Source organism: Paenibacillus sp. FSL W8-0426, assembly GCF_037969725.1.
Classification (GTDB): domain Bacteria; phylum Bacillota; class Bacilli; order Paenibacillales; family Paenibacillaceae; genus Paenibacillus; species Paenibacillus hubeiensis.
The window spans coordinates 6821005-6845494 of record NZ_CP150203.1 but is presented as its reverse complement, the minus strand read 5'-3'; the positions used below and the strand labels follow the sequence as shown (position 1 = coordinate 6845494).

Annotated in this window: 26 protein-coding genes and 1 pseudogene; 18 read left to right on the top strand and 9 right to left on the bottom strand. The window is 46.3% G+C overall.

What is annotated here, in order from left to right; all coding sequences use genetic code 11:
* Positions 1-76: 76 nt before the first annotated feature.
* Entirely contained in the window at positions 77-940 is an 864-nt protein-coding gene (locus MKY59_RS30875; protein WP_339275403.1) for a helix-turn-helix transcriptional regulator, read from the bottom strand.
* A gap of 244 nt (positions 941-1184) precedes the next feature.
* On the opposite strand from MKY59_RS30875, the gene MKY59_RS30870 reads away from it, so the two are divergent.
* Both MKY59_RS30870 and MKY59_RS30865 read left to right on the top strand, forming a co-directional pair.
* Entirely contained in the window at positions 1185-1982 is a 798-nt protein-coding gene (locus tag MKY59_RS30870; protein WP_339275401.1) for an SDR family oxidoreductase, read from the top strand.
* A gap of 211 nt (positions 1983-2193) precedes the next feature.
* The gene (locus MKY59_RS30865; RefSeq protein WP_339275399.1) at positions 2194-3942 is read left to right on the top strand and encodes an ABC-F family ATP-binding cassette domain-containing protein; all 1749 of its coding nucleotides are present in this window, start codon (positions 2194-2196) and stop codon (positions 3940-3942) included.
* Positions 3943-4027: 85 nt separating this feature from the next.
* Here the strand turns inward: MKY59_RS30865 and MKY59_RS30860 are convergent, their stop codons facing one another.
* Positions 4028-4411: a RidA family protein gene (locus MKY59_RS30860; protein ID WP_339275397.1), complete on the bottom strand. Its 384-nt coding sequence runs from the start codon at positions 4409-4411 to the stop codon at positions 4028-4030.
* Between the two features lie 105 nt (positions 4412-4516).
* On the opposite strand from MKY59_RS30860, the gene MKY59_RS30855 reads away from it, so the two are divergent.
* From MKY59_RS30855 to MKY59_RS30835, 5 genes are all read left to right on the top strand, one after another.
* The gene (locus MKY59_RS30855; RefSeq protein WP_236413601.1) at positions 4517-4852 is read left to right on the top strand and encodes a helix-turn-helix domain-containing protein; all 336 of its coding nucleotides are present in this window, start codon (positions 4517-4519) and stop codon (positions 4850-4852) included.
* Positions 4853-5081: 229 nt separating this feature from the next.
* Complete coding sequence (locus MKY59_RS30850) at positions 5082-5669, top strand: sigma-70 family RNA polymerase sigma factor (RefSeq protein ID WP_236413600.1); 588 nt, start codon at positions 5082-5084, stop codon at positions 5667-5669.
* Positions 5644-6705, top strand: a complete 1062-nt coding sequence (locus tag MKY59_RS30845; RefSeq protein WP_339275395.1) for a hypothetical protein — start codon at positions 5644-5646, stop codon at positions 6703-6705. Before MKY59_RS30850 ends, MKY59_RS30845 begins: the two co-directional genes overlap by 26 nt.
* A 115-nt stretch (positions 6706-6820) precedes the next feature.
* On the top strand, positions 6821-7894 hold the full coding sequence (locus MKY59_RS30840; protein WP_339275394.1) for a hypothetical protein: 1074 nt from the start codon (positions 6821-6823) through the stop codon (positions 7892-7894).
* A 79-nt stretch (positions 7895-7973) separates the two neighbouring features.
* Positions 7974-9047, top strand: a complete 1074-nt coding sequence (locus MKY59_RS30835) for a hypothetical protein (RefSeq protein ID WP_339275393.1) — start codon at positions 7974-7976, stop codon at positions 9045-9047.
* A 101-nt stretch (positions 9048-9148) separates the two neighbouring features.
* Here MKY59_RS30835 and MKY59_RS30830 read toward each other — a convergent pair.
* Positions 9149-9277, bottom strand: a pseudogene (locus MKY59_RS30830) (IS3 family transposase); the annotation flags it as partial.
* Between the two features lie 231 nt (positions 9278-9508).
* Between MKY59_RS30830 and MKY59_RS30825 the strand changes: the two are divergent.
* Together MKY59_RS30825 and MKY59_RS30820 are read left to right on the top strand one after the other, a co-directional pair.
* On the top strand, positions 9509-9922 hold the full coding sequence (locus tag MKY59_RS30825) for a VOC family protein (RefSeq protein WP_339275392.1): 414 nt from the start codon (positions 9509-9511) through the stop codon (positions 9920-9922).
* Between the two features lie 259 nt (positions 9923-10181).
* Positions 10182-11087 (top strand): AraC family transcriptional regulator, encoded by a 906-nt coding sequence (locus MKY59_RS30820; protein WP_339275391.1) that lies wholly within the window; start codon positions 10182-10184, stop codon positions 11085-11087.
* A 153-nt stretch (positions 11088-11240) separates the two neighbouring features.
* On the opposite strand, the gene MKY59_RS30815 is transcribed toward MKY59_RS30820, so the two are convergent.
* Complete coding sequence (locus MKY59_RS30815) at positions 11241-12068, bottom strand: helix-turn-helix transcriptional regulator (RefSeq protein ID WP_236413756.1); 828 nt, start codon at positions 12066-12068, stop codon at positions 11241-11243.
* 229 nt (positions 12069-12297) lie between these two features.
* Here MKY59_RS30815 and MKY59_RS30810 point away from each other — a divergent pair, with 229 nt between their 5' ends.
* Complete coding sequence (locus tag MKY59_RS30810; protein WP_339275390.1) at positions 12298-13047, top strand: SDR family oxidoreductase; 750 nt, start codon at positions 12298-12300, stop codon at positions 13045-13047.
* 381 nt (positions 13048-13428) lie between these two features.
* Here the strand turns inward: MKY59_RS30810 and MKY59_RS30805 are convergent, their stop codons facing one another.
* On the bottom strand, positions 13429-14295 hold the full coding sequence (locus MKY59_RS30805) for an SDR family NAD(P)-dependent oxidoreductase (RefSeq protein WP_236413591.1): 867 nt from the start codon (positions 14293-14295) through the stop codon (positions 13429-13431).
* Positions 14296-14452: 157 nt separating this feature from the next.
* Positions 14453-15211, bottom strand: a complete 759-nt coding sequence (locus tag MKY59_RS30800; protein WP_339275387.1) for an SDR family oxidoreductase — start codon at positions 15209-15211, stop codon at positions 14453-14455.
* Positions 15212-15405: 194 nt separating this feature from the next.
* On the opposite strand from MKY59_RS30800, the gene MKY59_RS30795 reads away from it, so the two are divergent.
* The 3 genes from MKY59_RS30795 to MKY59_RS30785 all read left to right on the top strand — a co-directional run bounded on the left by MKY59_RS30795 (position 15406) and on the right by MKY59_RS30785 (position 17614).
* The gene (locus MKY59_RS30795) at positions 15406-16044 is read left to right on the top strand and encodes a TetR/AcrR family transcriptional regulator (protein WP_339275385.1); all 639 of its coding nucleotides are present in this window, start codon (positions 15406-15408) and stop codon (positions 16042-16044) included.
* 261 nt (positions 16045-16305) lie between these two features.
* Positions 16306-17124: an alpha/beta hydrolase gene (locus tag MKY59_RS30790; protein WP_339275383.1), complete on the top strand. Its 819-nt coding sequence runs from the start codon at positions 16306-16308 to the stop codon at positions 17122-17124.
* A 22-nt stretch (positions 17125-17146) separates the two neighbouring features.
* Positions 17147-17614, top strand: a complete 468-nt coding sequence (locus MKY59_RS30785; RefSeq protein ID WP_339275382.1) for a PAS domain-containing protein — start codon at positions 17147-17149, stop codon at positions 17612-17614.
* Between the two features lie 241 nt (positions 17615-17855).
* Here the strand turns inward: MKY59_RS30785 and MKY59_RS30780 are convergent, their stop codons facing one another.
* Together MKY59_RS30780 and MKY59_RS30775 are read right to left on the bottom strand one after the other, a co-directional pair.
* A complete protein-coding gene (locus MKY59_RS30780; RefSeq protein ID WP_339275380.1) occupies positions 17856-18593 on the bottom strand; it encodes an SDR family oxidoreductase in 738 nt (245 codons plus the stop codon).
* Positions 18594-18680: 87 nt separating this feature from the next.
* Positions 18681-18935 (bottom strand): Atu4866 domain-containing protein, encoded by a 255-nt coding sequence (locus MKY59_RS30775; protein ID WP_339275378.1) that lies wholly within the window; start codon positions 18933-18935, stop codon positions 18681-18683.
* 217 nt (positions 18936-19152) lie between these two features.
* On the opposite strand from MKY59_RS30775, the gene MKY59_RS30770 reads away from it, so the two are divergent.
* The 3 genes from MKY59_RS30770 (at position 19153) to MKY59_RS30760 (ending at position 21629) form a co-directional block, all read left to right on the top strand.
* Positions 19153-20055 (top strand): AraC family transcriptional regulator, encoded by a 903-nt coding sequence (locus tag MKY59_RS30770; RefSeq protein ID WP_339275376.1) that lies wholly within the window; start codon positions 19153-19155, stop codon positions 20053-20055.
* Positions 20056-20276: 221 nt separating this feature from the next.
* Entirely contained in the window at positions 20277-20822 is a 546-nt protein-coding gene (locus MKY59_RS30765) for a 50S ribosomal protein L25 (protein WP_339275374.1), read from the top strand.
* A 219-nt stretch (positions 20823-21041) separates the two neighbouring features.
* Positions 21042-21629, top strand: coding sequence for a uracil-DNA glycosylase (locus tag MKY59_RS30760; protein WP_339275372.1), 588 nt, complete (start codon positions 21042-21044; stop codon positions 21627-21629).
* A gap of 107 nt (positions 21630-21736) precedes the next feature.
* Here MKY59_RS30760 and MKY59_RS30755 read toward each other — a convergent pair whose 3' ends face one another.
* Positions 21737-22645: a YafY family protein gene (locus MKY59_RS30755; protein WP_339275370.1), complete on the bottom strand. Its 909-nt coding sequence runs from the start codon at positions 22643-22645 to the stop codon at positions 21737-21739.
* A gap of 100 nt (positions 22646-22745) precedes the next feature.
* On the opposite strand from MKY59_RS30755, the gene MKY59_RS30750 reads away from it, so the two are divergent.
* Positions 22746-23210 (top strand): VOC family protein, encoded by a 465-nt coding sequence (locus MKY59_RS30750; RefSeq protein WP_339278506.1) that lies wholly within the window; start codon positions 22746-22748, stop codon positions 23208-23210.
* Between the two features lie 97 nt (positions 23211-23307).
* Positions 23308-23877, top strand: a complete 570-nt coding sequence (locus tag MKY59_RS30745) for a YdeI/OmpD-associated family protein (protein ID WP_339278505.1) — start codon at positions 23308-23310, stop codon at positions 23875-23877.
* The last annotated feature ends 613 nt before the right edge of the window (positions 23878-24490 follow it).

The following is a 24490-nucleotide window of genomic DNA, read 5'->3' as shown; positions in this document are numbered from 1 at the left end:
TGTCATCCACTGAATCATACAAGCAACTGGAGGGAGCTAGCCACAGCACATCTATTCTATTAACGGGAGTAACAGTCTACGGTAGCTGCCTGTCCCGCTCAAGTAAACGCAGTAATCTCTCCTCCGTACCTGAACCGGGCACCGGAACAAAGAAACACCAGTGCAGTCCCGGGTCATTATCGATTACAGCCGCGGAATGGAGCTCGAACTCCATCTCCTGTGCGTCAGGAACACGGAATAAAGCGGTGGCTACGCGTTTTTGTTTGATTTCATATAACTCCCAGAAATGTACGAACTCCGCGCTTTCCCGCGTCAAGCGTTCAAACCTTTCCATATATAACGGGTTGTTCTTGTAAAGATCGAAGCCTGCCCGCAGAACGGCTACAGAGTAACGGGCAGCGGCTTCCCAGTTCACCAGTCTATTGCGGTAATCCGGCTTTAAAAACATAATGTCCATCATATTCCGTTCGTTGTCCGGCAGACTGCCGAAATCGGCTACGATCAGTTCTGCCGCTCGATTCCAGACGATAACGTCCGTACCTTCGTCCGTGATAAAAGAAGGATAATGCAGCTGATCTACGATTTGCTGCAAAACTCTCGTATCCGGCCCTTCGCTATTTGGCACTGTGACGACGCTCGCCACATCTACATTGGCCAGATCGAATAGATGCTTCTGCTCGTCTTCGTCAAGCTGAAGCGCTTTGCTGATACTTAGCAGCACTTCCGGCGAAGGATTAACCTCCTTGCCTTGCTCCAGCCAGGCATAGTAAGTCACGCTTATATTGGCAAGATAAGAGACTTCTTCTCTTCGAAGACCCGGAGTACGTCTTCGTCCGGGCAGCGGCTGGATCCCTGCCTCTGACGGCTGTAATCGTTCCCTGCGCGATTTAAGGAAGTCACCCAATGCGGATGGAGAATGATTCTTTTTCAAGTGGGTCACCTCTATTTACTTATCTATTTACTCATAGGGAAGATGCAGATTGCTAGTACCAAATGGACCAAAAGAACGTTATATATGATTATTATAATCTCTGTTGAATGCCGTTTCTACAAAAGAGAACCATAACGAGTACAGAGGCTGTTAATCCCGCTAATAGTATAAGCATGATGTGGTTGACTTCCCTCCACCGACAGTACAATGAAGCTAATTTACGTCAGAGACGCTTAAATAGGAGGTTGGCTTCTTGAACAAATATATATATCGAAACAAGCTGGCTGTAGTCACTGGTGCTTCATCCGGAATCGGGAAAGTGTATGCCAAAGAACTGGCGGCACGAGGCTGTCATGTCGTTCTGGCAGCTCGCTCCAAGGACAAACTGGATGCAATGGCAAGGGAAATCAACCGCCAGTACGGTGTAGAGGCTTATGCACTCTCTTGCGATTTGTCCAAAGCGAATGCTCCGCGTCAACTGGCCGAACAAATATCCGAACTGGGCTTGTCTGTCGATATTCTCATTAACAACGCAGGCGTTGGCACTTATGGCCGTTTCGAGGAAATAGACCCGGAGCGCGAGCAGGAGGAGATTCTGTTGAATACGGCTGCGTTAGTTGATCTTACGCATCGGCTGCTGCCCGATATGCTGGAGAGAAAGGATGGAGTCATCGTTAACGTGGCTTCGATGGCTGCGTTCATGCCTTGTGCATATTCTGCAGTTTATGGGGGTACCAAAGCATTTGTATTGTCCTTCTCTGAGGCGCTATGGGCGGAGACGCGCGGGCGTGGTGTTCGCGTGCTCGCACTGTGCCCGGGTGCAACCGAGACGGGATTTTTCGATGCGGTCGGCAGCGAGGAGATGGGAGCAGGTCAGAAGCTCTCGACCCCGGAAAAGGTTGTACAGGCCGGATTCCGCGGAATTGATCAGGGGCGCAGCTATATCATCGATGGCCGCAGCAATTACTTTATGGCTCTAATGATCCGACTTTTCAGCAGGCGCAGGGTGGCTTTGATCATGGAACGTATGTCAAAACCCAAAAGGCACTAATAGTGGGATCCGGTTCTTGACGTAGAGTCTCGATGCACTTGAGGATCACCAACAGTAAATCATATAGACATCATTTAACAATAAAACGGGGCTTGGTCTAAGCATTGAATTTGGCAGTAAACAGTGTTAATCTGAGGTGCGGCAGACTCCGTATTCATGTTCTGCAGTACCTCTAATCAACCCCATTTCAGCTACCAAGAAAGGTAACACAATGATCAAAGTTGAACACTTATCCTTCTCATTCCCGCAAAAAGAACTGTATACCGACATTTCGTTCACACTCGAAGAAGGGCAGCACTGCGCCTTTATCGGAACAAGCGGCAGCGGGAAAAGCACCCTGATCGAGATCCTGATGGACCCGGAAAAGCATTTGTTCGATGGCAAGCTGGAGATCGATCCGAACTGCCGAATCGGTTACGTCAGTCAGTTCTCTCAGGTGGACCCGGCGAAAGAAATGACCGTTTTTGAATATATTAGTGAAGAATTTACCAAGATTCAGGAGAAGCTCAACGTGATCTATGCCGAAATGGCGACGACATCGGATATGAATTCGCTGATGGAGAAATATCAACTCACTCTGGACGCGTTGGAATCGATGGGCGGGGACGATTTCGAGAGCCGCATTCATAAGAAGCTGAATCTGGCCAATCTCGCGAAGTTAAAAGATGTTAGCGTAACCTCCTTAAGCGGCGGGGAATTCAAACTCATTCAAGTCATGAAGGAAATGCTGACGAATCCGGACTTGATGATCATGGACGAACCCGATGTATTTTTGGACTTCGAAAATCTGAACGCGCTCAAAAAATTGATCAACTCCCACAAAGGCATGCTGCTGGTCGTTACGCACAACCGCTATCTTCTAAACCATTGCTTCAACAAAATCATTCACCTGGAAAATACGGAAATTCAAGAGTTTGACGGAAGCTATGTCGAATATCATTTCTCGCTGCTTCAGACCAAAATCGAGCTGCAGGAGATCGCTGTCGCTGAGGCAGAAGAGATCGAGCGATACGATCACATCATCGACAACCTCAGAGCGATCGCGACTTATAATTCAGAAGCATCCAGAGGCCGAGCGTTAAAAGCCAGAGTCAAGTTCCAAGAAAGACTGGAAGCGCGCAGAATCAAAGCGCCGTTCGTCGAGATCAAGCAGCCGGATATCCGCTTCGGGATCGAGCATGAAATGGAAGACGCAGTTGTCGTAAAAGTCGACCATTATAGCGCGTCCTTCGACGAGCTGCTGTTGGAAAACGTAAACTTCGAGATCAAATCCACGGATAAAGTCGCGATCATCGGTCCGAACGGCACCGGGAAAACGACTTTGCTGCGGGACATCTTCCGAAACCATCACGACTCGATCGGAGTCCATGCGGATACGAAAGCGGCGTACTTATCTCAGCTTCAAGGCGAAACGCTGCAAGATTCGAATACGATCCTGCATGAATTCATCGACGCCGGATTCAAAACTTATGACGAGGTCAGAGCGTATCTGGCGAACTACGGCTTCGAAGGAGAGATCCTTGCGCAGAAGATCGAATCGTTGTCCGGCGGAGAAAAGAACATGCTCCAATTGGCTAAAGTCGCGGCCAGTCAAGCCAACCTGCTGCTGCTTGACGAACCGACGAGCCATTTGGACATCTATACACAGATCGCGCTGGAAAAAGCCATCATCGACTACAAAGGTGCGATCGTTATGGTCTCGCACGATTTCTATTCCGTCGTAAACGGGATGGATTATGTGCTGATCGTTGACAATAAGACCATTCGAAAAATGAGTATGCGAAAATTCAGACAGATGATCTATGCCAGTCATTTCGATAAAGACTACTTGGAAACGGAGCAAAAGAAAAAGTTGGTCGAAATGCAAATCGAATTGGCCTTGAAAGATACCGATTTCGAACTTGCAAAAGGATTGGTCGACGAGCTGGAAGGATGGATCAAGCAGCTGTCTGCACTCTAGCATACGCCACAAGCTTAGACGATTTCGGGAAGAACAATCGAATATTCGAAGAGAGGAGCTTCAAGCGAAGCTCCTCTCTTTTTTCTTAGCCTACATGCGCCACAGCCCGAACCTCTACCCACTGTTCCGGAAATGCCAGGTAAGTCACCCCGATCATGCTCCCCGCCGGCCGATGCTCTCCGACATACTTTTTGAACAGTTCGATCGCGGTTTCCCCGTGCTCCTGCGCATTCGTCAGATACAGCTCCACGTAAGCCAGATTATGCTTCGTCGCTCCGAACTCTCGTAACACGGCATCCAAATTCTCCAGCGTCTGCTTCATCTGTGCCCGAATATCGCCTGCTCCGACGAACTCGCCCTCGGCGTTATGGGAGAACTGTCCCGAGATATACAGCGTGTTGTCGACAAGGTACCCCTGCGAAATTCCGTGATCCCAGAGATTATGGTTGTATGTTTGAATGGTCGTCATTGTTTTAGCCCCTTTACTTTAAAGTAAGGCTAGTATAGACTGGGCGAAAATAAAAGGATAGTACGCACAAAGAAGTGGGCTACTATCCGAAAGGATAGTGTGAACATGGGCATTTCCGATTTGAAGGGCAAGGAAACGGTAATCCAAGACACACCGTTCGGTTATACGATGTCAGTGATCGGCGGGAAGTGGAAGATGGCAATTCTGTATCTGGTGTCCGCCAAGCAGCCGATTCGATTCAACGAAATGCAGAGACAGCTCGGAGCGGTGACGTACAAAGTTCTCAGCGCGCAGCTTAAGGAATTGGAGGCCGACGGGCTGGTTAAGCGCGTGGAGTATCCGCAGATTCCGCCCAAAGTGGAGTATTCGCTGACACCGAGAGGGCAGACGCTGCTGCCTGTGTTAGAGCAGCTTTGCGAGTGGGGAGCACAGAATCGGTGAGGTTCATGAATTTTTGCAAGGAACCGGAAATTTCGGCAGCGTCCAGATCTGAACGCATCTGGTTTACGGTACGTAAAGTGTAATTGATGCAAAGAGCGCCCGAGCCATCCCATTAGGGATGGCTCTAAAACTTGCCTTGATGATGTTACCAAGTATTATTTTTGATGCTGCTGTCACAAAATGAGCTGCATTGGTGTTTTAAGAGTGTAGGCAGGAGGGGGTATGACTTTTGGATAGAGACTACAGAGAGTATGAATCAAACCCAGAAGAAATTGAGATGCTGGTCGAAAGGACTAAACTTGGGGATAAGGAAGCTTTCGCTTCTATTATTAAAATCTTTGAAAAACCAATGTATATCTATTGTTACCATATGCTCAAAAACAAAGAAGAAGTCGAGGATGCTCTACAAGAAATATTTATCAGAGTGTATGAACAGATACATAAGTATCGTCCAAATATGACTTTCTCGGCATGGCTGTACAAAATTGCCTACAACTACAGTCTGAATCAAATCAGGAGCAGAAAAAGGTGGTTTCGTTTTATCGATCGTTATAAATATGATCAGCCTGAAACCTCGACTCAGCAAATAGACAGTCAAACGACACTGAAGGATCTTCTAAATTTACTGACTACCGAAGAGAGACATATATTAGTTCTCCGGGCGATTCATCGATATCACTTTAACGAGATTAGTGAAATCATGAATATGAAGCCGGCAACCGTGCGCAAAAAGTATGAACGCCTTCGCAAAAAACTGCAGACGAAGGAAGTTAGTGAAGGAGGAACAGTGAATGCGTCGATCACCAAATCCATCTAAAACCGTTAGTATTCACCAGGTGGAGCAAATGATTCGGGATACGGAGACGCCAGAGCACAGCATGAGTCAACAGATTGTCGAAAAACTTGAATCCAAAAGCGTGCCACCACAAAAACCGATCTTCACAAGAAGAGTGGGAGTTATCGCAGCGGCATTGGTTGCTTTTTGTGTGTCTCTAACTCCTGTCATGGCTCAAGCCATAGAGCGGCTATCCTTGCTTGAATATATTAATCCGTTCGCCAAAGAAATGAAAGTAAATCCAAATGAGAAGGCCGATACAATTTATGTACAAGGCTCGGATGGGAATAAGAAATTTCATTCGGGGATGATTCGCTTTGATGACATTGAGGATCAAGAGTTTAAAAGTCAGCTGCAAAAGGTATGGAATGAGATTTTTCCCCAAGGAGAAGGAATTAATGATGTGGTTATGTACGAATATAAACCGGACACATTTCACATAGAGGCGCGAAACGAAAACAGATCCATCGAATTTGACCAAGGTAAATGGTATTATGCGCAGCAAACGATTGGAGAGGAGCAGGTTCCAGATGCTGCAAAAGATGCAGCGGACCAAGCTTTTCATAAAGTTGGGGATTTTAAAGAAATTGAACGGTCAGTAAGTCAAATGGTCTTAAGACCTGATCAGAATCCGGTGTATAAGTTCGTGTATCATACACACGAGGGTTCGATCCTCATTGATGTACAAAAAAATACGAATCAGATCACAAGGATTGTAGCTTTTCCGCTGTCGGATCAACTTAATCAATTGGACGATAAAAATAAATATCATGATTTAGTTGAGAAAACAAAAGCAATTGAGCTGGACATGATTCATGAGGAAACCGTGAAACAGGCTAAAGCATGGATGAATTTGGACTTGGCTGATTATAACGTATCCAAACTTGAATCACGGTTTGACACATTAACGTTCACAAAAGAGGGTTCTCCAGACGTGACTGCGCTATTCACCTCTAAAGGAACGATCTATTCAATTAAAATTGAGCTAAAGCAGTTATCTGAAAAAGGAACGGACTAATCAATGCAATGAGAGGGGGTGGTGACTGCTGATTTCATAGATTTATTTCAACGTGGCTGAAGAGTTCCATTAAAAACTGTGTGTAAGTAAATAAAAAATAAAGGAGTTTATTCATATGAACAAAAAAATAATTTTTCCTATCATCGGAGCAGCCTTATTATCAGGGAGTTTGCTTGGATTTGATACGTCGAATCAATCAAATGCATATAACAACGTAAATTCAAACATCGAACAAGGTGCTAAATCAGAGCAAACCCCTATGCAAAAGGCTCAGGATAAACTTAAAGAATTGACAGGAAATACGTATACGTTAATTCAAGGAACGGCTACGAAAGATGCTATCCAATTTAAAAGAGAGAACTTCAAAGACGATATTATTGCTTATAACATGAATGGAAAGCTCGAAACGTTCAGTATTAAAATCAATTATGAAGATTTAAACGGTGGAAAATATCAAACCAAACTGAAGGAAACGTGGAAAGCTTTGTTCCCAGGGGAAGAACCGAAATATGTGAATATCTCAGAGTCAATCTACTATGAGGGTACAATCTCATCGAATGCTATGCAAAACAAGCAAATTTATATGCAAGAGAATGGCGATGTTTATGGCGTAAATTATGCTCCTGACAATGCCCCGGCAAGCGTGCAGAAGAAGGCTGATCAGGTATTCTCCAAGCTTACCGATGGAAATGTCGAGCAGGGGGCCAAGTTGGATCGTATGTATGTCCTCGATGGCAAACCGAATGTGTATCAATATAAGTATAAATCAAAAACGATGAATGTGAGCTTTGCCATTGAAGAACAAACGCTGGAACTGCTCCAAGTCGATGTACACCATACTGATGGTAAAGGTGTAGATAGTTATGAAGAATTCCAGGAACGAGAAAAAGAAAAGAGTACAGAGATGAAGAAGTTGACATTGGACACTTTAATGAAGAACGCAATGAAAGACGCAAAAACGATGTTGGATCTGGATTTGAAAGGATATAAGGGAGAAAGAAGTGCAGATGCATGGGATGAAGATTATATGACGTTCACCAAAGAAGGGGCGCCTTCAGTTACTGCCAGATTTAATAAAGACGGATCGTTTAGCAGCTTTACCATTGATAAGTATAATCAGGAAATCGATTTTTACGGAATGACTATCGCAGGTCCTCCAAATGAAGAACTCAAATTGTTAATTGACTGATATGTATTGAAAAGCGGCTTGGAGATGCACTTATATTTCAGTATAACCATGAGGTAGTAAAAGAAAGGAGTTCATTGATATGAACAAAAAGAAAATTTTCCCTTTACTCGGAGTAGCCTTATTATCAGGAAGTTTGCTGGGGTGCCAAACACCTGTTCAGGCAGATTCGCCTAACAAGGTAAATATCAATGCTTCACAGGATGTTAAGGTGGATCAAAAGCTTATGCAGCAGGCTCAGGATAAACTGAAAGAGCTAACAGGAAATACCTATAAGTTAGTTCAGGGAACAGCCATGAAAGATTTTGTGAATTTTAAAAGAGAGAATTTCAAATATGATACGATTTCTTATAAAAAGAATGGAAAGCTCGAAAATATCAGTATTAAAATCAATTATGAAGAGTTAAACGGTGGGAAATATCAAACCAAACTGAAGGAAACGTGGGAAGCATTGTTCCCAGGGGAAACACCAAAGTATGTGGATATCTCAGAGTCAACTTACTATGTGGGTACCATCTCATCGAATGCCAAACAAAATAAACAAGTTTATATGGAAGACAACGGAGAGCTGCATGGCGTAAATTATGCACCTGACGATGCCCCGGCAAGCGTGCAGAAGAAGGCTGCTCAGGTATTATCCAAGCTTACCAATGGTAAGGTCAAGAAAGGAGAAAAGTTGGATCGTGTGTTTGTCCTCGATGGCAAACCGAATGTGTATCAATATAAGTATAAATCAAAAACGATGAATGTGAGCTTTGCCATTGAAGAACAAACGCTGGAACTGCTCCAAGCCGGCGTACATCATAGTAATGGTAAAAGCATAGATAATTACGAAGAATTCCAAAAGGATGAAAAAGCAAAAGATGCAAAGATCAAGAATCTGACGTTGGATACATTAATGAAGAATGCAGTGAAAGACGCAAAAACGATGCTAAATCTGGATTTGAAAGGATATAAGGGAGCAAGAGGAACAAATGCATGGGACAAGGATCAAATGACGTTCACCAAAAAAGGGGCTCCCACAGTCATTGCCACAATGAATGCAGATGGATCGTTTAACAGCTTTATCGTAGAGAAGTATGGTCAGCATCTCAGTTTCGGCGGAAACACGATCGTAGGGCCTGCAAATGAGCAACCAAAATTATTAAACAACTAATTCTAAATGTAGGAATTTTGATATACGATTGGGCCAAGTCGCTGAAAAAGAAAAAGCCATATGATTGAAGTGCCCCCCAAAAGTTAGACGCGGTGATTTCATCAGGCAGCTTTCTCAAAATGAGTTCGGTACTGTACCGGGCTCATTTTTATTTTTGCCTTCAACCGTTTGGTATTGTAGTAACCATTCCCTTTACGCGACATGCTTTGGAGAATGCTTCTCGACTTAAGCGGTTCGCCGACACCCCGTTAAGCCGGCAGGTATCGAAAATGATTCTGGAGGAATTCCATTCCGAGAGGGAGATTGGACAGCACGGAGAACCGTACCGAAGGTTGAGGAAGACTTTGTATATTATACTTTAATATGTAAGATTGGATGAGGATGATATATAATATTTCATAGTAATGATATCCGATGACAGAATTTGATTAAATTGATGCTGGAGGGGTGCAGGTATAGGCATGAGAGTAAAATTAGAAGGAATCACTGTTTTGGCGCTTGATGTCCCTAGATTGACTAGATTTTATCGTGATGTCCTGGGATTTAAGGTTCTTGTAGAAGAAGAACATTACACTGAATTTGAGAATGATGGCGTTCGTCTGGCCATTTTCGCGGCACCCTTAATGGCGGATAACACAAACGGCCACCATTCTTTTGTAGAAGAGCGTAGAGGGCAAGCTTTTGAGCTTAACTTCGAATGTGATTCTCCTGAGGATGTCTATGTGATGTATGATGATTTTGTTTCAAAAGGGGCTACAGGGATAACAGCGCCGAAGGTGACGTCCTGGGGGCACACCACGGGCTTCTTTGCAGATCCAGAAGGCAACATTCATTCCCTCTTTGCAGTTAACCCCGTTACGGCGGAGAATGCCTAAGAAATACATTCCAAGAAATTGTCAGAGCTTAAAAAGCAGCGATTCGAGTTCAGTTCACTTTATAAAAAAATCAGCAGAATTAAAGGAATGGCGGCGCCAGGGAGTTCATCCCTGCTCCGCCATTTCTCGCTTTTGGTCTGTTACCACAAATGAGGGCCCAAAAACTTAACCGTTACAGACAAGCTTTTGTTATGCAACTGGAATCAAATATGTCACAAAGGCTGGTGATATGATTGAGGGGAAAGGAGGGAAGACGTCCATGTACGAATGGAACGAAATGGTGCAGCTTATGGTGGATTGGGTGGAGGCTAATATAACAGAGAGCAGCTCTCTATTAAAAATGTCGGAGCAGCTCGGGTATTCCCCCTATTATTGTTCCAGGCAGTTCAACCAATTAACTGGAATGACATTACGCGATTACGTCTGGACCCGAAGAATCAGTCGTGCCGCCTTGGAGCTCCGTGACACGGACCAGCGGATTCTGGATATTGCCGTAAAGTACGGATTTTCATCACAAGAAGCGTTTACACGAGCATTCAGCAAGGCTTTTCAGCTTACTCCGACAGCCTACCGAAAAGCGCCCAGGCCTATTAAGCTGGCTATTCGTCAGGAGGTATTCTCGCCTTATCATTATTGGATCAAGGAGCGCGAAAAGATGAGCAATGTACATTTGCAACCGGTTGGGATCAAAGTCGAGTTCATTCCGGCGCACAAATTTATCGGCATCTGGGACATTTGTGTACAAAACTACGGAGATTTCTGGAACAATGGCCACAATTGTGATGAAATCAGTGGCACTTTAGAGAGTATGTCGAACCACGTCCTCCCCGGACAGCTCGGTCAGACGGCAGGATGGTTTTATCAGAACGGTCAGAAGGGATACTTGTATGGAATCCCTGTTTCATCGGAATACGATGGACCCATTCCGGCAGGAATGGAATGCAGGGATATTCCGGAATCGGAGTACCTGGTCTTTTTCCACCCGCCGTTCGATTACCTGAAGGATAATGGTGCAGTGATGAGAACCGTTGAAGAAGCTGCATCGAAATTCGACCCCGAAGAAATGGGATATGAATGGGATGAGGAGATCAAACAGGATTACCAGCGGCATTTTCCAGAGGGATATGGTTATGCAGTGTTACGGCCGGTAAAAAAGAAGATTTAGCTGTTCAAAATGAAAACCGCCCGAGTCCGGCCACCTAGCGTGATCAGGATTCGTGCGGTTTTTGCATGTGCGGTACTTTTTCATTCACGATAACATAGGGCCTTCATGCAGAAAACTGCGGCAGCAAAGAAATGTTGTTTTGGGAGGATGAACTTACTTTAGCAATTCTTCCAACTGTTCGTCGGTCCCCGAGTTTTCAAGTGGCGTGAACACCCTCATTGCAAAAGCGCTGCTTTCAGAGATTGTAAACGTATGGTAACGGAAAGTCAGCAGGCCAGCTTCTGGAAGACGGATTATTTGTTCCCCTTCCAATATACCGGAAACCTCTTGTCGATCCCATAACGTCTTGAACTCTTCGCTTCTGTCATATAACTTGTCGAATAGCTCTTGGTACCACGAATCGTTCATATACAAGGCAAACCGATTTCTGAAATGAGCCACCATCGTAGAGGCGACATTCTCCCAGTTAACGATCCGAGACTTGTTCTCCTCTACCTCGAAGACGCGCCAGAGCATATTTCTTTCAAGCTCCGGGGCTCGGCTTAAGTCTCCGCACAGCGTACCTGATATTCGGTTCCATGCGAGAACGTTCCAGTGCCTATCGATAATGTAGGCCGGGTAGGTCCCCATTCTGTCCAGAATCCGCTGCAGGGAAGTGGGGACGGAATCATTCGCTTTTGGCTGAGGAAGCGAGGAATGATTGGCCAATACGAGCAGGTGGTTGCGTTCGTCGCTGTTAAGCCGTAATGTTCGTACCAAGCTTTCCAAGACTTGCTCAGACACATGAATGTCCCGGCCTTGCTCCAGTGCGGTATACCACGGCAAGGAAATGCCTGATAAGCTCGCGACTTCCTCCCGTCTTAAGCCCGTTATGCGACGGCGCGATGTTTCAACCAGCAGACCCGCCTCTATCGGGGATAAACGCAAGCGGCGTGACCGGAGAAAGTCAGCCAATTGTTTACGTCTTCTTTCATCATTCATCACGAAGTTCCCTCTCCATAGGGTGATAGAATTTATAGCAGTGTTCACGGCAATACTATAAATCCAGACCTATTTGCCGATTTTATGACTCATTATAATCTACTTATCTTCCGTCGTGAAGGAGAGTCGGAGATAAGACAAGCTGTACCGTTCGCATGGATTAGCTGTTCGCGGCTGAAGAGAATCATATTGCAAGGTCAGTCCAATCATAGAATACGAAGGAGAATTTATGGTGAAATCAGAACAGATCGAACGTGGGTATAGTTTCAAAGGCAAACGTGTTGTTGTTCTTGGAGGAACGTCCGGAATCGGGTTTGCGGCAGCGGAAGCCGCTGCATGTGAAGGAGCATCCTTAGTCGTCGTGTCCAGTCAAAAAGAAAAAGCTGACCGTGCCGTTTCGCGTTTGCCCGAAGGTACCCAAGGGTATGCGATTGATCTGACAGATGAGGAACAAGTTCGTCAATTTTTCAGCGAAATCGGGGAATTCGATCACTTGGTCTTTACTGCCGGCGACCCATTGATGGTTGAAAGTCTGGGCACCACCGATGTCGATACAGCACGCCGATTGTTTAACGTGCGATACTGGGGAGCGTTTATGGCCGCCAAATACGGCAGCCGAAACATCAGAAGGGGAGGGTCAATTACGTTGACTTCGGGCGTTGCCGGAGTTCGTCCGCAGAAGGGGTTTACTGTCTCAGCCAGCATATGCGGCGCTGTTGAGTCACTCACCAGGGCGTTGGCCGTCGAGCTGAGTCCGCTTCGCGTCAACGCCGTTTGCTTCGGCCTTATGCGTACCGAGTTGTGGGACGGTATTCCAGAGGAACACCGGAACGCGATGTATGAAGATGCTGGGAAATCATTGCCGGTTGGGCGAGTCGGCGAACCGGAGGACGGTGCTGAGGCATTTCTTTACTTAATGCGCGAGAAATATTCCACCGGTCAAATCATTGTCGTAGATGGCGGATCTACTCTGGTTTAAGTTTCTTGTACGGTGAAGGAAAGCGAGACTTTGATTAGGAGGAGTTGTCTAGAAGGTGGGCAATAGAGGAGGAAGTTGTTGCGGGTGCTGGCTCAATAACCTTATTAGGGGGACTCCAGGTTACATTAGACAAGGTGAGTCCGCCATAAAAATGAGGCATACTCACAACCGATGAAGGGGGCACCCATAAGGGTGTCCCTTAAAGCGATATCCCGACAGAAGCCTTCAATGAGGTCGGATGAAGTCTGCAATGAGATGTCCGATCTCGTCCGTCGCGTCCTTCAGGCAGTAATGACCCACGCTGGCTAGCCGATGGATGTGAGCGGTCGGCTCCTTAAATGGCCTCGGAAAATCGTCTCCTAAGCAACGTTCTTCTGGAACTCAGCCATGAAGAACACTCCCACCAAGAAACTCACGGCTATATATGTCGGAGATTCTGTCCAGCACACCCTGCGCGTGCTCTGTAAACTTCAAGTCGGTCACCCGATCTTTCAACAAAAACACGCCGGTTTCATTGCGGTGTTTACCGAGGGCTGCTTCAAATAACAGGTTGGCGCCATGGGTAGGCGGAGAGGCAAAGAGCTTCATAAACAGTCCAAACGATCCGGTCAGCCCGGAATCTTTCCCTTTTCTTAGCGTGTTATTAATTCCCGGATCAACACTGCGGATCTTGATGCCTTCCTTGGCAAGTTGTGGTGCGACGGCTTGGGTCCACAACGAAAGAGCCAGCTTTGAAGTTGCATAAGGGCCGTACATTTTGCGGAAGGTTGTGGGATGCTCCAAGTTTTCGATCGAAAACTCCTTCGTAAATCTAAACACCTGCGATGAAGTGTTAATCACCGTTTTTAAACTGCCTTTTTTCAAAAGCTCTTTCAATTCCATCAGAATGATATAAGGAACGACCGTCAACAACTCATAATGCATTTCGCGGCCTTGTTTCGAATAGCGCAGTTCACTTAAGCCTCCTCCGGCGTTGTTGAACAACATATCGATCCGCTGCTCCTTGCTTTTGATTTCTTCCAAAGTGTGTCTCAAGCTGCCATAATCGGTGAGATCCTTCACTTTATAGGTTCGGAGCCATCCGTTCTTGAGGGCATTTTGTATGAGCATATCGTCCGCCGGTAAATCGGAACGGTTCAAAGTAATGACCTGCCAGTTCTGCGATAGAAGTTTTCGGGCTAGTGCCAAGCCGATTCCCTGGCTCGTGCCTGTAATCAATGCGATATGTTCCCGTTGATTCGTATTCAATGGATGTCCCCCCCTCATATTTCAAAATACGCTCAAGCGTATGCGTCCCGGGTCTTGTTCTGGGATTGCCAACTCTCCAAACGCAAGACATCGGCCGGTTCCCCGTAGTCACGGAAGCGAACCGGCCGCATGGTCACAGGGTTAGATGCTGGATTCCTTAGATCTGGGAGCCGCCTCCGTCGACGGGGAACTCAGCCCCGGTGGTATAGGTAGCATCAAATGCTAGGAATGCTACGACTTTGGCAACCTCGACGGGATCGCCTAAACGCAGCATCGGGATCTGCTGTGTCATCTGTGCCTTTGTCTGTTCGGCAGCTTCTTTCGGCATCGCCTTCTCTAAGATACCTGTGTCAATGACGCCAGGACTGACTGCGTTGACGCGAATATTTCGAGGCAATAACTCGCGTGCCAGGCTTCGAGTCATGGAGCGCAGCGCCGCTTTACTAGCTGCATACGCACTGAGCATCGGGAGACCCACAACGTTTACGATTGAAGTAGTCAGTACTACCCCGCTTCCTGTGCTTAGAAGTGGAGAGAGTTTTTGTACGGTAAAGTACGACCCTTTGGCGTTGACCGTAAAAATCTCGTCGTACGTTTCCTCGGTTGTTGACTCGAACGGGACAAAGCCGGTGACACCTGCGTTAACGAACAGGGCATCTATCGTTCCGAATTCAACCTTCACTTGATCGGCTAACGCGGCGATATCCTTCAATGAGGCGGCATCGCTCAAGAACGCGATTGCGTTGTTGCCGAGTTGTTCACGAGCCGCATCAAGCGTCGCCTGAGTACGTCCGGTAATCATCACGTGTGCTCCTTCATCCACTAGCAGCTTCGCTGTCGTGAGGCCGATTCCACTGCTGCCTCCCGTGATCACGACTTTTTTGCCGAAGAATTTGCCCTTACTGGATTGTTCCATTTGAATCGTCCTCCCTTTGTATAATCCGCAAGCGGATGATTAGGTACAGGAACGATTATACAACAGCGAGTTTACTAAGTAAACTCATTTAACTAAATTAGTTAACTTAATTCATTTAATTATTGGTGTAAATAATAAGACGGCAAATTTGTTATAATGCATTTGATACGTATCACAGGAAGGGGCATGTATTCGTGAGAAAAGCCGTGAGTGTGGAGACATATATAGAAAAAATAAAACCTGTCATTAGAAGAACAAAATTCAGCCAACTGAAAGTCGACGATCTCGCAAAATATATGGATATCAGTAAAGTGACGCTATATAAGTATTTTGCCTCCAAAGATGACATCATCGAACAAGTTGTAGATTATTACATTGATTATTCGAAGAAAGCTGACGCCACGGCCAATGATGAGTCCGTCTCTTTTTTGGATCGGTTTCAAATTACGTTTTTACAATCTTTGATGTGTGCCATGTATATCTCTGATTTGTTCCTGCAAGATCTGAAGGAATTTTATCCCCACCATTTTGAGAATCTGTCAGCTGCCCTGCAAAATCGGAATAAAAACTTACATGCTTTTTTTGAATCCGGAATGGAGCAGCAGATTTTCAACAGATTGAATGCCGTGCTGTTTATGGTTCAAGATGACGCCGTGCTGCGGCGCTTTATTGAGCCATCATTTTCGATTCAGTATGATATCACCTTGAAACAAGCAATTATGGATTTCTACCGCATGAAGCAGTATCAATTGATAAAACCTGAATACCTCAAGATGATCGACGATTCCAATATTGAGGCGAAAATCGTTCATATTTTGCAAACCATCTCATAAGTGAGTCGCCTCCATCGGCTAATGGGGAAAATGGATCGTTCGATTTCTGGGGCAACGTTTTGCTGCGGCCGGAACTAAAGCAAAATCATAATATATTTTGAGGCAGATGCGGGAGATCGCCATGTTTATTCAACTAGTTGGGATGGGTACACGCGAGGAGCCAAGCAACGGATAGGGCTTTAGCATTAAATTGTAAATCTTGATATAGTGGTATAATGTACTTTTAGAGCTAGAGTTCATCGCAACTAGGAGGAAGAGACAATGGATAGCCAGCAGATTCTCATCCGAAACAACGTCAAGGTAACCGGCTATGGTTCGAAGGCTCTTATATTTGCTCACGGCTTTGGCTGTGATCAGAATATGTGGCGCTTTGTCGCACCTGCTTTCGAAGAGAAGTACAAGGTGATATTGTTTGACTTCGTGGGTTCTGGAAGGTCCGATATTCAAGCTTATGATCCATCTCGTTATCATGACCTGAACGGTTATGCCCAGGATATCTTGGACATTTGTTCAGCACTAGAATTGCAGGATGCCATTCTAGTAGGTCACTCCGTCGGTGCAACGATCGGTATGCTGGCATCTATTCAAAGGCCGGATTACTTTGAGCGGCTTGTTCTGATAGGTCCTTCTGCGCGTTATATGAACGATCTGCCGGATTACATCGGCGGGTTTGAACGGGAAGATTTGGTGGCTTTATTGGATATGATGGATTTGAACTTTCAAGGATGGGCGAATTATCTGGCACCTGTTATTATGGGAAATGCAGACCGGCCGGAACTATCCGAGGAGCTGGAAACGAGCTTTTGCGCAACCGATCCCAAGATAGCCCGCCATTTTGCGGAAGCCACTTTTCTCTCTGATTACCGTAAGGAACTCGGCAAGGTCGTGGTGCCTTCGTTGATCCTGCAATGCTCCGATGATATGATCGCTCCGTTGGAAGCCGGTGCTTACGTCCATCAGCAGATGAAGGGGAGCGAGTTTCGACTGATGGATGCAACGGGGCATTGTCCGCACCTGAGCCATCCGGATGAAACCATTCGTCTCATCCGTGAATATTTCGCCTCAATGGAATTGAGATAGGAAAGCGAGCTGCATACCTAAAATGGACGAACGGTTGGATCATGCTCCCTGCGGTTACTTATCGATGGATCAAAATCGGACGATCCGCGCCGTCAACGCGACCTTTTGTCACTTGTTACAATACGAAAAACAAGGGGTAATAGGCACCAGCTTTGAATCCCTGCTCACCCGGTCCAGCCAAATTTTCTTTCGGATTTACTTTTTGCCGTTGATTAATCTGAATCGCCACGTGGATGAAATGTATTTAATGATGAAAACAGGCAGCGGCGGAACACTTCCCGTTCTTCTAAACGCGGTGGTTCGAGAACGGGAAGACGAATCGTTCCACGACTGTGTCTTAATTCCCATATTGCGCAGGAAGGAGTATGAACAGCAGATTGAACAAGCTGAGAGTGCTTATCGGAAGGCGCAATGTGAGCTGCAGCGGATTGAACAGGAGCTGAAAGATAAGAAGGAGGAACTTGCATCATTATTGAATCCCGGGGTCTAACTCTTATCGATTCGTATTCATGCACTTATACTCAGGCAAGTCAGTAATTCTAGAAAATAACCGGAGCAGCCGCCGCCGATATGGCGGCTTTTTCCTTGAAGACATCCGTAGTAGGGGATTTATTCGCGAAGGCTGAACCGTACCACAAGGGACGGCAGCTCCGGCAGGTATTTTCTAAATTTCGAAATATAACCACCTCAACCGCTTTGGAGCGGCAGGTTAGTGGGATCAATGGATAGCGTCAGGCAAGCTGGGCTGTAGGCCGAACGACCAGCTCGTTCACGTCGACGTCTGCCGGCTGTTCTATCGCATAAGCGATGGCACGGGCTATGGCGGCAGCCGGGAGGGCGTCGCGTCGGTACGTTTTCATGAGGTCCTTCGCTTCTTCGTCCGAAATGCTCTCAGCGAGCTCGGACTCCGTCACGCCAGGAGAAACCAGCGTTACCCGGATGCTGCTGCCAACCTCCTGCCGCAAACCTTCCGTGATGGCGCGAACGGCGTATTTGGTCGCACAATATACCGCTGCCGTCGGTGAGACTGCGTAGGCACCGATGGAGGCCACATTAATGATGTGACCGGATTGCTGCTCTTTCATCACGGGGAGGCCTGCAGCAATGCCGTGGAGAACCCCTCGGATATTGACGTCGATCATCCGGTTCCATTCGTCGATTTTCAAGGCCTCCAAAGGAGAGAGAGGCATCACGCCGGCATTGTTCACTACCACATCTACACGACCAAACCGACTTTGCGCCAAGTGGACAAATGCCTGCATCTGATCGATATTTGTAACGTCCAATTGTTGATAAGCGACCAAGCCTCCTTCGGCCTCAATGAGGGATGCCAGAGCTTCCAGTCTTTCCACGCGTCTGGCTCCAATGACGACATGGGCCCCCTGGCTGGCGAGAAGCTTCGCCGTTGCTTCGCCGATTCCGCTGCTTGCTCCTGTAATCAAAATGACTTTTCCATGGATTTCAGACATTGCACATTTCCCCTTTTCAATTTGATTCATTCCCGTCTATCTCATTACATTAATTCCATGGCCCAGGATGAAAATGGCGACTTCCCGCTATGTTTCACGGTAGAGAACCATTCCGGCGTGGTAGAGCACAGAATCGCGGAAATCGCCGTCCGCTGTAAACCCTGTATCATCCACATATTCGATATGGTCACCTACGATGGTGTATCTGCCTTGGTAAGCGCTCTTCCGTTTTCCGCGTGCTTCGTCATACCGCCCGTTCGGCAGCAGCTCATGCCGGATATAACCGTCTTTGGTCACCCACATGCCGACATAGGGATGGGATTGTTCGTTTTGAGTATTCATTGAAAATTCTCCTTCCATTTGTGATGCTAAACTGAATCCTGCCCGCCACTCGTTTCCTGCGGTTAGGACCTCCGTGCCGGGTGTATCGCATGTCTTACATGTTCATTATCGTTCTTTCGGGAAGCAAGTCGGTAGCCGGATCAAACACGATGATTGCCTAATCCTCCAGAAGAGGATAAATTTAAGTTAATCTTATGGATAAAAGGGGGAGAAAGGGATGGAGGAATGGTTCGAGAAACAAAGGAGAGAAATGCTGCGCATCATCGAGAAGTTCACACCGGAAGACGGTACGCATGATACGGAAGTTCCCGGGTTGCGCTTGATTCGTTCTTCCCGGTTATCCGAGCCGGTATACTCTGTCTATGAGCCTTCCCTTTGCGTCGTGGCGCAGGGTTCCAAAGTGGTCATGCTAGCACAAGAGGTGTATCGGTATGACCCGAGCAGCTATTTAACCGCTTCGGTACATTTACCGATTACGGGGCAAGTGGTAGAGGCTTCGAAGGAAGCGCCATACTTGAGCCTGCAGATCCTTTTTGATATGAGCCAAATTCTTGATGTCATTCAGGCATCCGGCGATGCCATCCGACCAGGCAATGAGACCAGCCGGGGGTTGAAGGTAAGCCGGGTGAGCGATACGCTTCTCGATGCCGTGCTGCGGCTTCTGAAACTGGTCGAAACGCCGCGGGATATCCCGGTGCTTGCGCCTTATGCCATGCGGGAAATCATTTACCGGGTGCTTCAGAACGAAAACAGCGCATCACTGATGCAATTTGCAGTTGTCGGAAGCCATGCACAGCGAATCGCGGGGGTCGTTGAGAAGCTTAATCGCGAGTTTGCCCAACCCCTCCGAGTGGATGAATTGGCAGCGGAGGCCCGTATGAGCGCTTCGTCTTTGTACGATTATTTTAAGGAAGTCACAGGCATGAGCCCGATCCAGTTCCAAAAGCAAATCCGATTGCAGGAGGCGCGCCGGCTGCTCCTCTCTGGATCGATCGATGCGGCGGAAGCAGCGTTCCAGGTGGGGTACGAGAGCCCATCGCATTTTAGCAGGGAATATGCACGGATGTTTGGAATGCCGCCGATCCGGGACGTACGCCGATTGCGGAGCTCTATGGTTTGACAAGCCAATCTATGATATAGTAGATGAAACCCATTAGGCATTCCACTCTTCGGAGTGGGGTGCCTTCGTCTATATTTGTGGGTTTTTACATTTAATGTGTATTGCTATCTATCTGAAAGGATGGAGGTCTGGATGCTATGTTTCTCTATTGATCCCCGGCAGGGGAGGTTCGACGGCGGCTGTAGCGCGCTAAGATCACTCATGTAAAGGAGAGGTAGAGCATGGATGCATGCATTCATACAGAAAGACGTCCACGATTGAATTCTTCGGGACTACGTCATTTACGTCAAAAGGGGCGTTTGCCAGGGGTTGTGTTCGGCAAAAACGCTGATAACGAAATCATTCATATTTCCGCTAAACAATTTGAAAAATGGCTGAGAAAAGGGGCGTCCGGCTTTATTGAGCTGCAGATGGAAGGTGAGCGGTCAATGACGGTGCTGATGGAGGATCTTCAGCGAGACCCGGTAACCGGCGCTCTTGTGCATGTCGACTTTCAGTTCGTTCAGACGGGTGAGGTCATTCGTACGAAGCTCGGGGTGAAGTTCGTAGGTACTCCGATCGGAACGAAGTCCGCCGGCGTTGTGCAAATTCAGGATCCCTATGTTGAAGTAGAGGCTCTTCCGAAAGACCTGCCGTCTACCGTTGAGCTGGACATCAGTGCGATGGAAATCGGAGATACACGCTTCGTGAAGGACCTGATCCTACCGCCTGAAGTGACGGTCATCTCCGGGGGAAACGAGCTTCTCGTATCCGTATCGAAGCCTTAATGATATAGATGCATTGCCATCGGTGGAGTGAATCTGATAAACCGGGCATCATATGTATTGGGTAGTTAATATGAAGGGAGTCTGGTAGTGATTTTACCGGACTCCCTTTAATATTGATCCGTTAAGCTGAACCGTATCATCAATAAGGGCAAGTTTTTGTTTTGAGTGGGCATAATAGGTTCATTGTGTGTAAAAGGAAGGAGACGCCACGACAAGGAAATGGATCATCCCTATGTAATCTTACCTGAAGAACAAGCACCCAATGGTATAGAGCACTGTGAAATTTGCGAACTATCCAAACAGCGGAATCGTGTCGTCTGGGGGGAAGGAAATCCGAAGGCCCCGCTTATGTTGATTCTGGATAACCCCGGAGCACGAGAGGATCGGGAAGGGAATTCGTTTTTATGCGGTACCCGAGAAACGCTCCAATTCGGCATGAGAGAAGCGGGGATCGATGTAAACGATGTATATGTCACCTATTTGCTGAAATGCCGACCGATGCGTGCCTACAATAAACCCGGGGCTAGAGCGGCTTGTCTCCCGCACCTACAACTGCAGATCTTTCAGAAGCAGCCGCTTGTATTATTTGGATTTGGCAATGTTGTAGCGGAAGCCATATTCACAGATAAGGAGGACGCCAGTGTCAAGGAGTTGCGGGGCAGCTGGTATGAGTGGCAGGGTACGCCCACCAGCTTTACCTATCACCCGCTTGCAGTAAGAAGACGCCCCAATCTGCTTAGGTTCTTCGAAGAAGATTTGAAAGCCTTGAAGGAGAAGTGGAACGAGATTCAATACCGCAGCATATAGATTGACGAATTCTTATGAGAGCTTGCTGTACGGAAGCCTTCAAGCGGAGCGGCTGTTATCGTTATTGTTTGGAGTAGGGGGCCCGCCGGCTTTGTTAAAGGGACCTCCTAGGAATATTTATTTACCATTTCAAGCAAATACTCTCGAAATTCTTTTACATATGATTGGGGCTCCACAATTTCCAGATTGGTACCGAAACCGGCTAAAAATTGAAATCCAATACTGTTTTGAGGAACATCGATTGTTGCCATGAAAAGTTCAGGACTATAGTCTTTAATGCTCTTTCGGCCATACCTTTCAATGAAATGATCTTTTATGCTCGGCGAAATCAATGCTTTTACAGCGACTAGCTGCAGATGATCGGATTCGCGCACTCGTTCTAGGGAGTCATCCCTAGGGTTGAAGGTTTTCTCATCCAAATCGAGATGATCGATCCTGGACAATTTAAAGGTTCTATATTTCATACGCTGCAGGCAGAATCCTTTGAGATACCAACTCATTTCACTAAAATGAAGCTGATATGGCTCGATGACTCTTTTCGTTTTCGCGCCGTTTTTATCCATATAGTCAAATGAAACCAATCTTCTCTTGGCTATGGCCTCCTGGCATATTTTCAAGGTTTGGCGAATTTCGGACCGACCCTCCCAATCATAAAACGATAGTTGTATGGAACCTTTCGGAGACAATGGGCTGACCATTGCCTCTATTTTTTTGATCGTCACGCCAACTTCTTCGCTAATTAGAATTTGTTCCAATCCGCTGAGCGCCGTTAGTATATTTTCCAAGTCGGAGCTGTTCAGAAGACGCTTATCGACCTTGTATTCCTCCATAAGACGATAGCCGCCGTGCACTCCATTGACAGAGTAAATCGGGATGTTTGACAAACTCAGCGTTTCCATATCGCGAAGAATGGTTCTTTTGGAAACGTTGAACAATTGAGCCAGCTCTTTGGAGGAAACGATATCCTTTTTCAGCAAAATCATGATGATCGAGATTAATCTCTCAGCCTTTTCCATAGGATCTCCTTATTTTTCTGTCTCGTCGTCGAATGGTGCCATACATATGTCACCTATCATGAATTATACTACATTCATCAGAAGAGGGAGGGATTACTTTATGTCAGCTATTGCATACTTGAATTTTGATGGAATTGCAGAAGAAGCGATTGAATTTTATGCTGAGGCTTTAAACGCAATTGAAGTCAAAAAAGTGAAATTCGGGGATATCCCGCAAGATCCAAACTACCCCATGCCGGAAAATGAATTAAATATGATCATGGAGTCTTCCATAGAATTCACAGGCGGGAGAATCATGATGTCGGACATTCTGCCTTCGATGAAGGCGGTAACAGGCGAGCTGGTGAAAGGGAATCATATCTTGATCAGTCTGGTCATGGATGATAAGCAAAAGCTGGAAGAATACTTCAGCCATTTGTCCCTTGGCGGCCATGTCATCATGCCGTTATCCAATACTCCCTGGTCTTCGTGCTTTGGAATGCTGGTGGATAAGTTTGGGGTCTGCTGGAAATTTAATCGGGATGCAGATCAGTTTCTGGATAACGTAATTTCGAATAAAAAATAACTCATTCTAAAAAAATGGTCTTGCAACTGGAGGCCATTTTTTTATTACACCAACGGAGGCACGATTTATGAAAAATAGCTCTTCTTCTTTTTCAAATATCGAGATGGATCATATCATTCCGGTAAAATCACGAGAAGATTTGAGGATTTGGCTGCAGAACCATTGTAAGACGGAAAAGTCTTGTTGGGTCTTGGTTCGTATGAAGCCCAAATCGGATACGCTCTTGTATTTGGATGCGGTCGAGGAAGCTTTGTGTTTTGGATGGATTGATGGGGTCAAGAAGAAAATATCCGAAACGGAGCTGGCTCAGAGACTGTCCCCTCGAAGCAAAAAAAGCTCATGGACTGAATTGAATAAAGAGCGTGTCCGCCGCCTCGAAAAGTTGGGGTTGATGACAGACGAAGGGAGAAAGGTTCTACCTGAGATGGATTACGATTCTTTTCGCATCGACCCGGTTATAGAGCACAGGCTAAGAGAGGAAAAGCAGGTATATGAAAATTTTCTGTCATTTCCAGATCTTTATAAAAGGGTTCGGATCGACACGATACAGAGCAATAAGAAGCAGCCGAAATTATTTAAGAGCAGATTAGACAAATTTATATCCAACACGAGAGAAAACAAAATGTATGGTCAATGGAACGATCATGGCCGCCTATTAGACTATTAATATATGCCCAAGGTTGGGATCGTACACTGTACACATTGCAACGTTTACACTATACAAAGTTTGATTAAAAAGCTTGACCACATTTAGAGGGCTTTTTCCACTTTCGTAACTCCACAACGTTTAGCCGAGGACTGTAGTTTGAATGCCTCCATCTCTTTAAATTCATTAAGCGTGTAAATCCCGGAATGAAATAATGGAACGGCTCCATAATTCCTATCTTTCTGTTCGTTTTTGCGAAAATTTTATAGGCCCTTAATACCGTTTTTGAATGTTTCTTTGTGCCTATAAAGAGCATAGAACGACTGGGAATAGACAGGATTTAGGGCTTTTTTCTCGTTTTGCCCTTGGTTGTTGATCGGATCTGATCCGATTATGAGGTTGGACACCGAATTTTACGCTTTATTGTCGAGCATTGTCTATTTTTTGTATAGGTCCTCCTTCATATAATAGAAGGGCACGCTTTGTAAATTGGGCGTATTTTGCCACTACAGTATGTACGTGGCGAAGAGTCGAAAGAAAGGGGGAAGAAAGTACTAAGGCAAGGTCAACGGCCTACACACCCCGGCATTCATCCGAACTCCTCGGGATTTCGACGATGGAAAGGGGCGCTGGA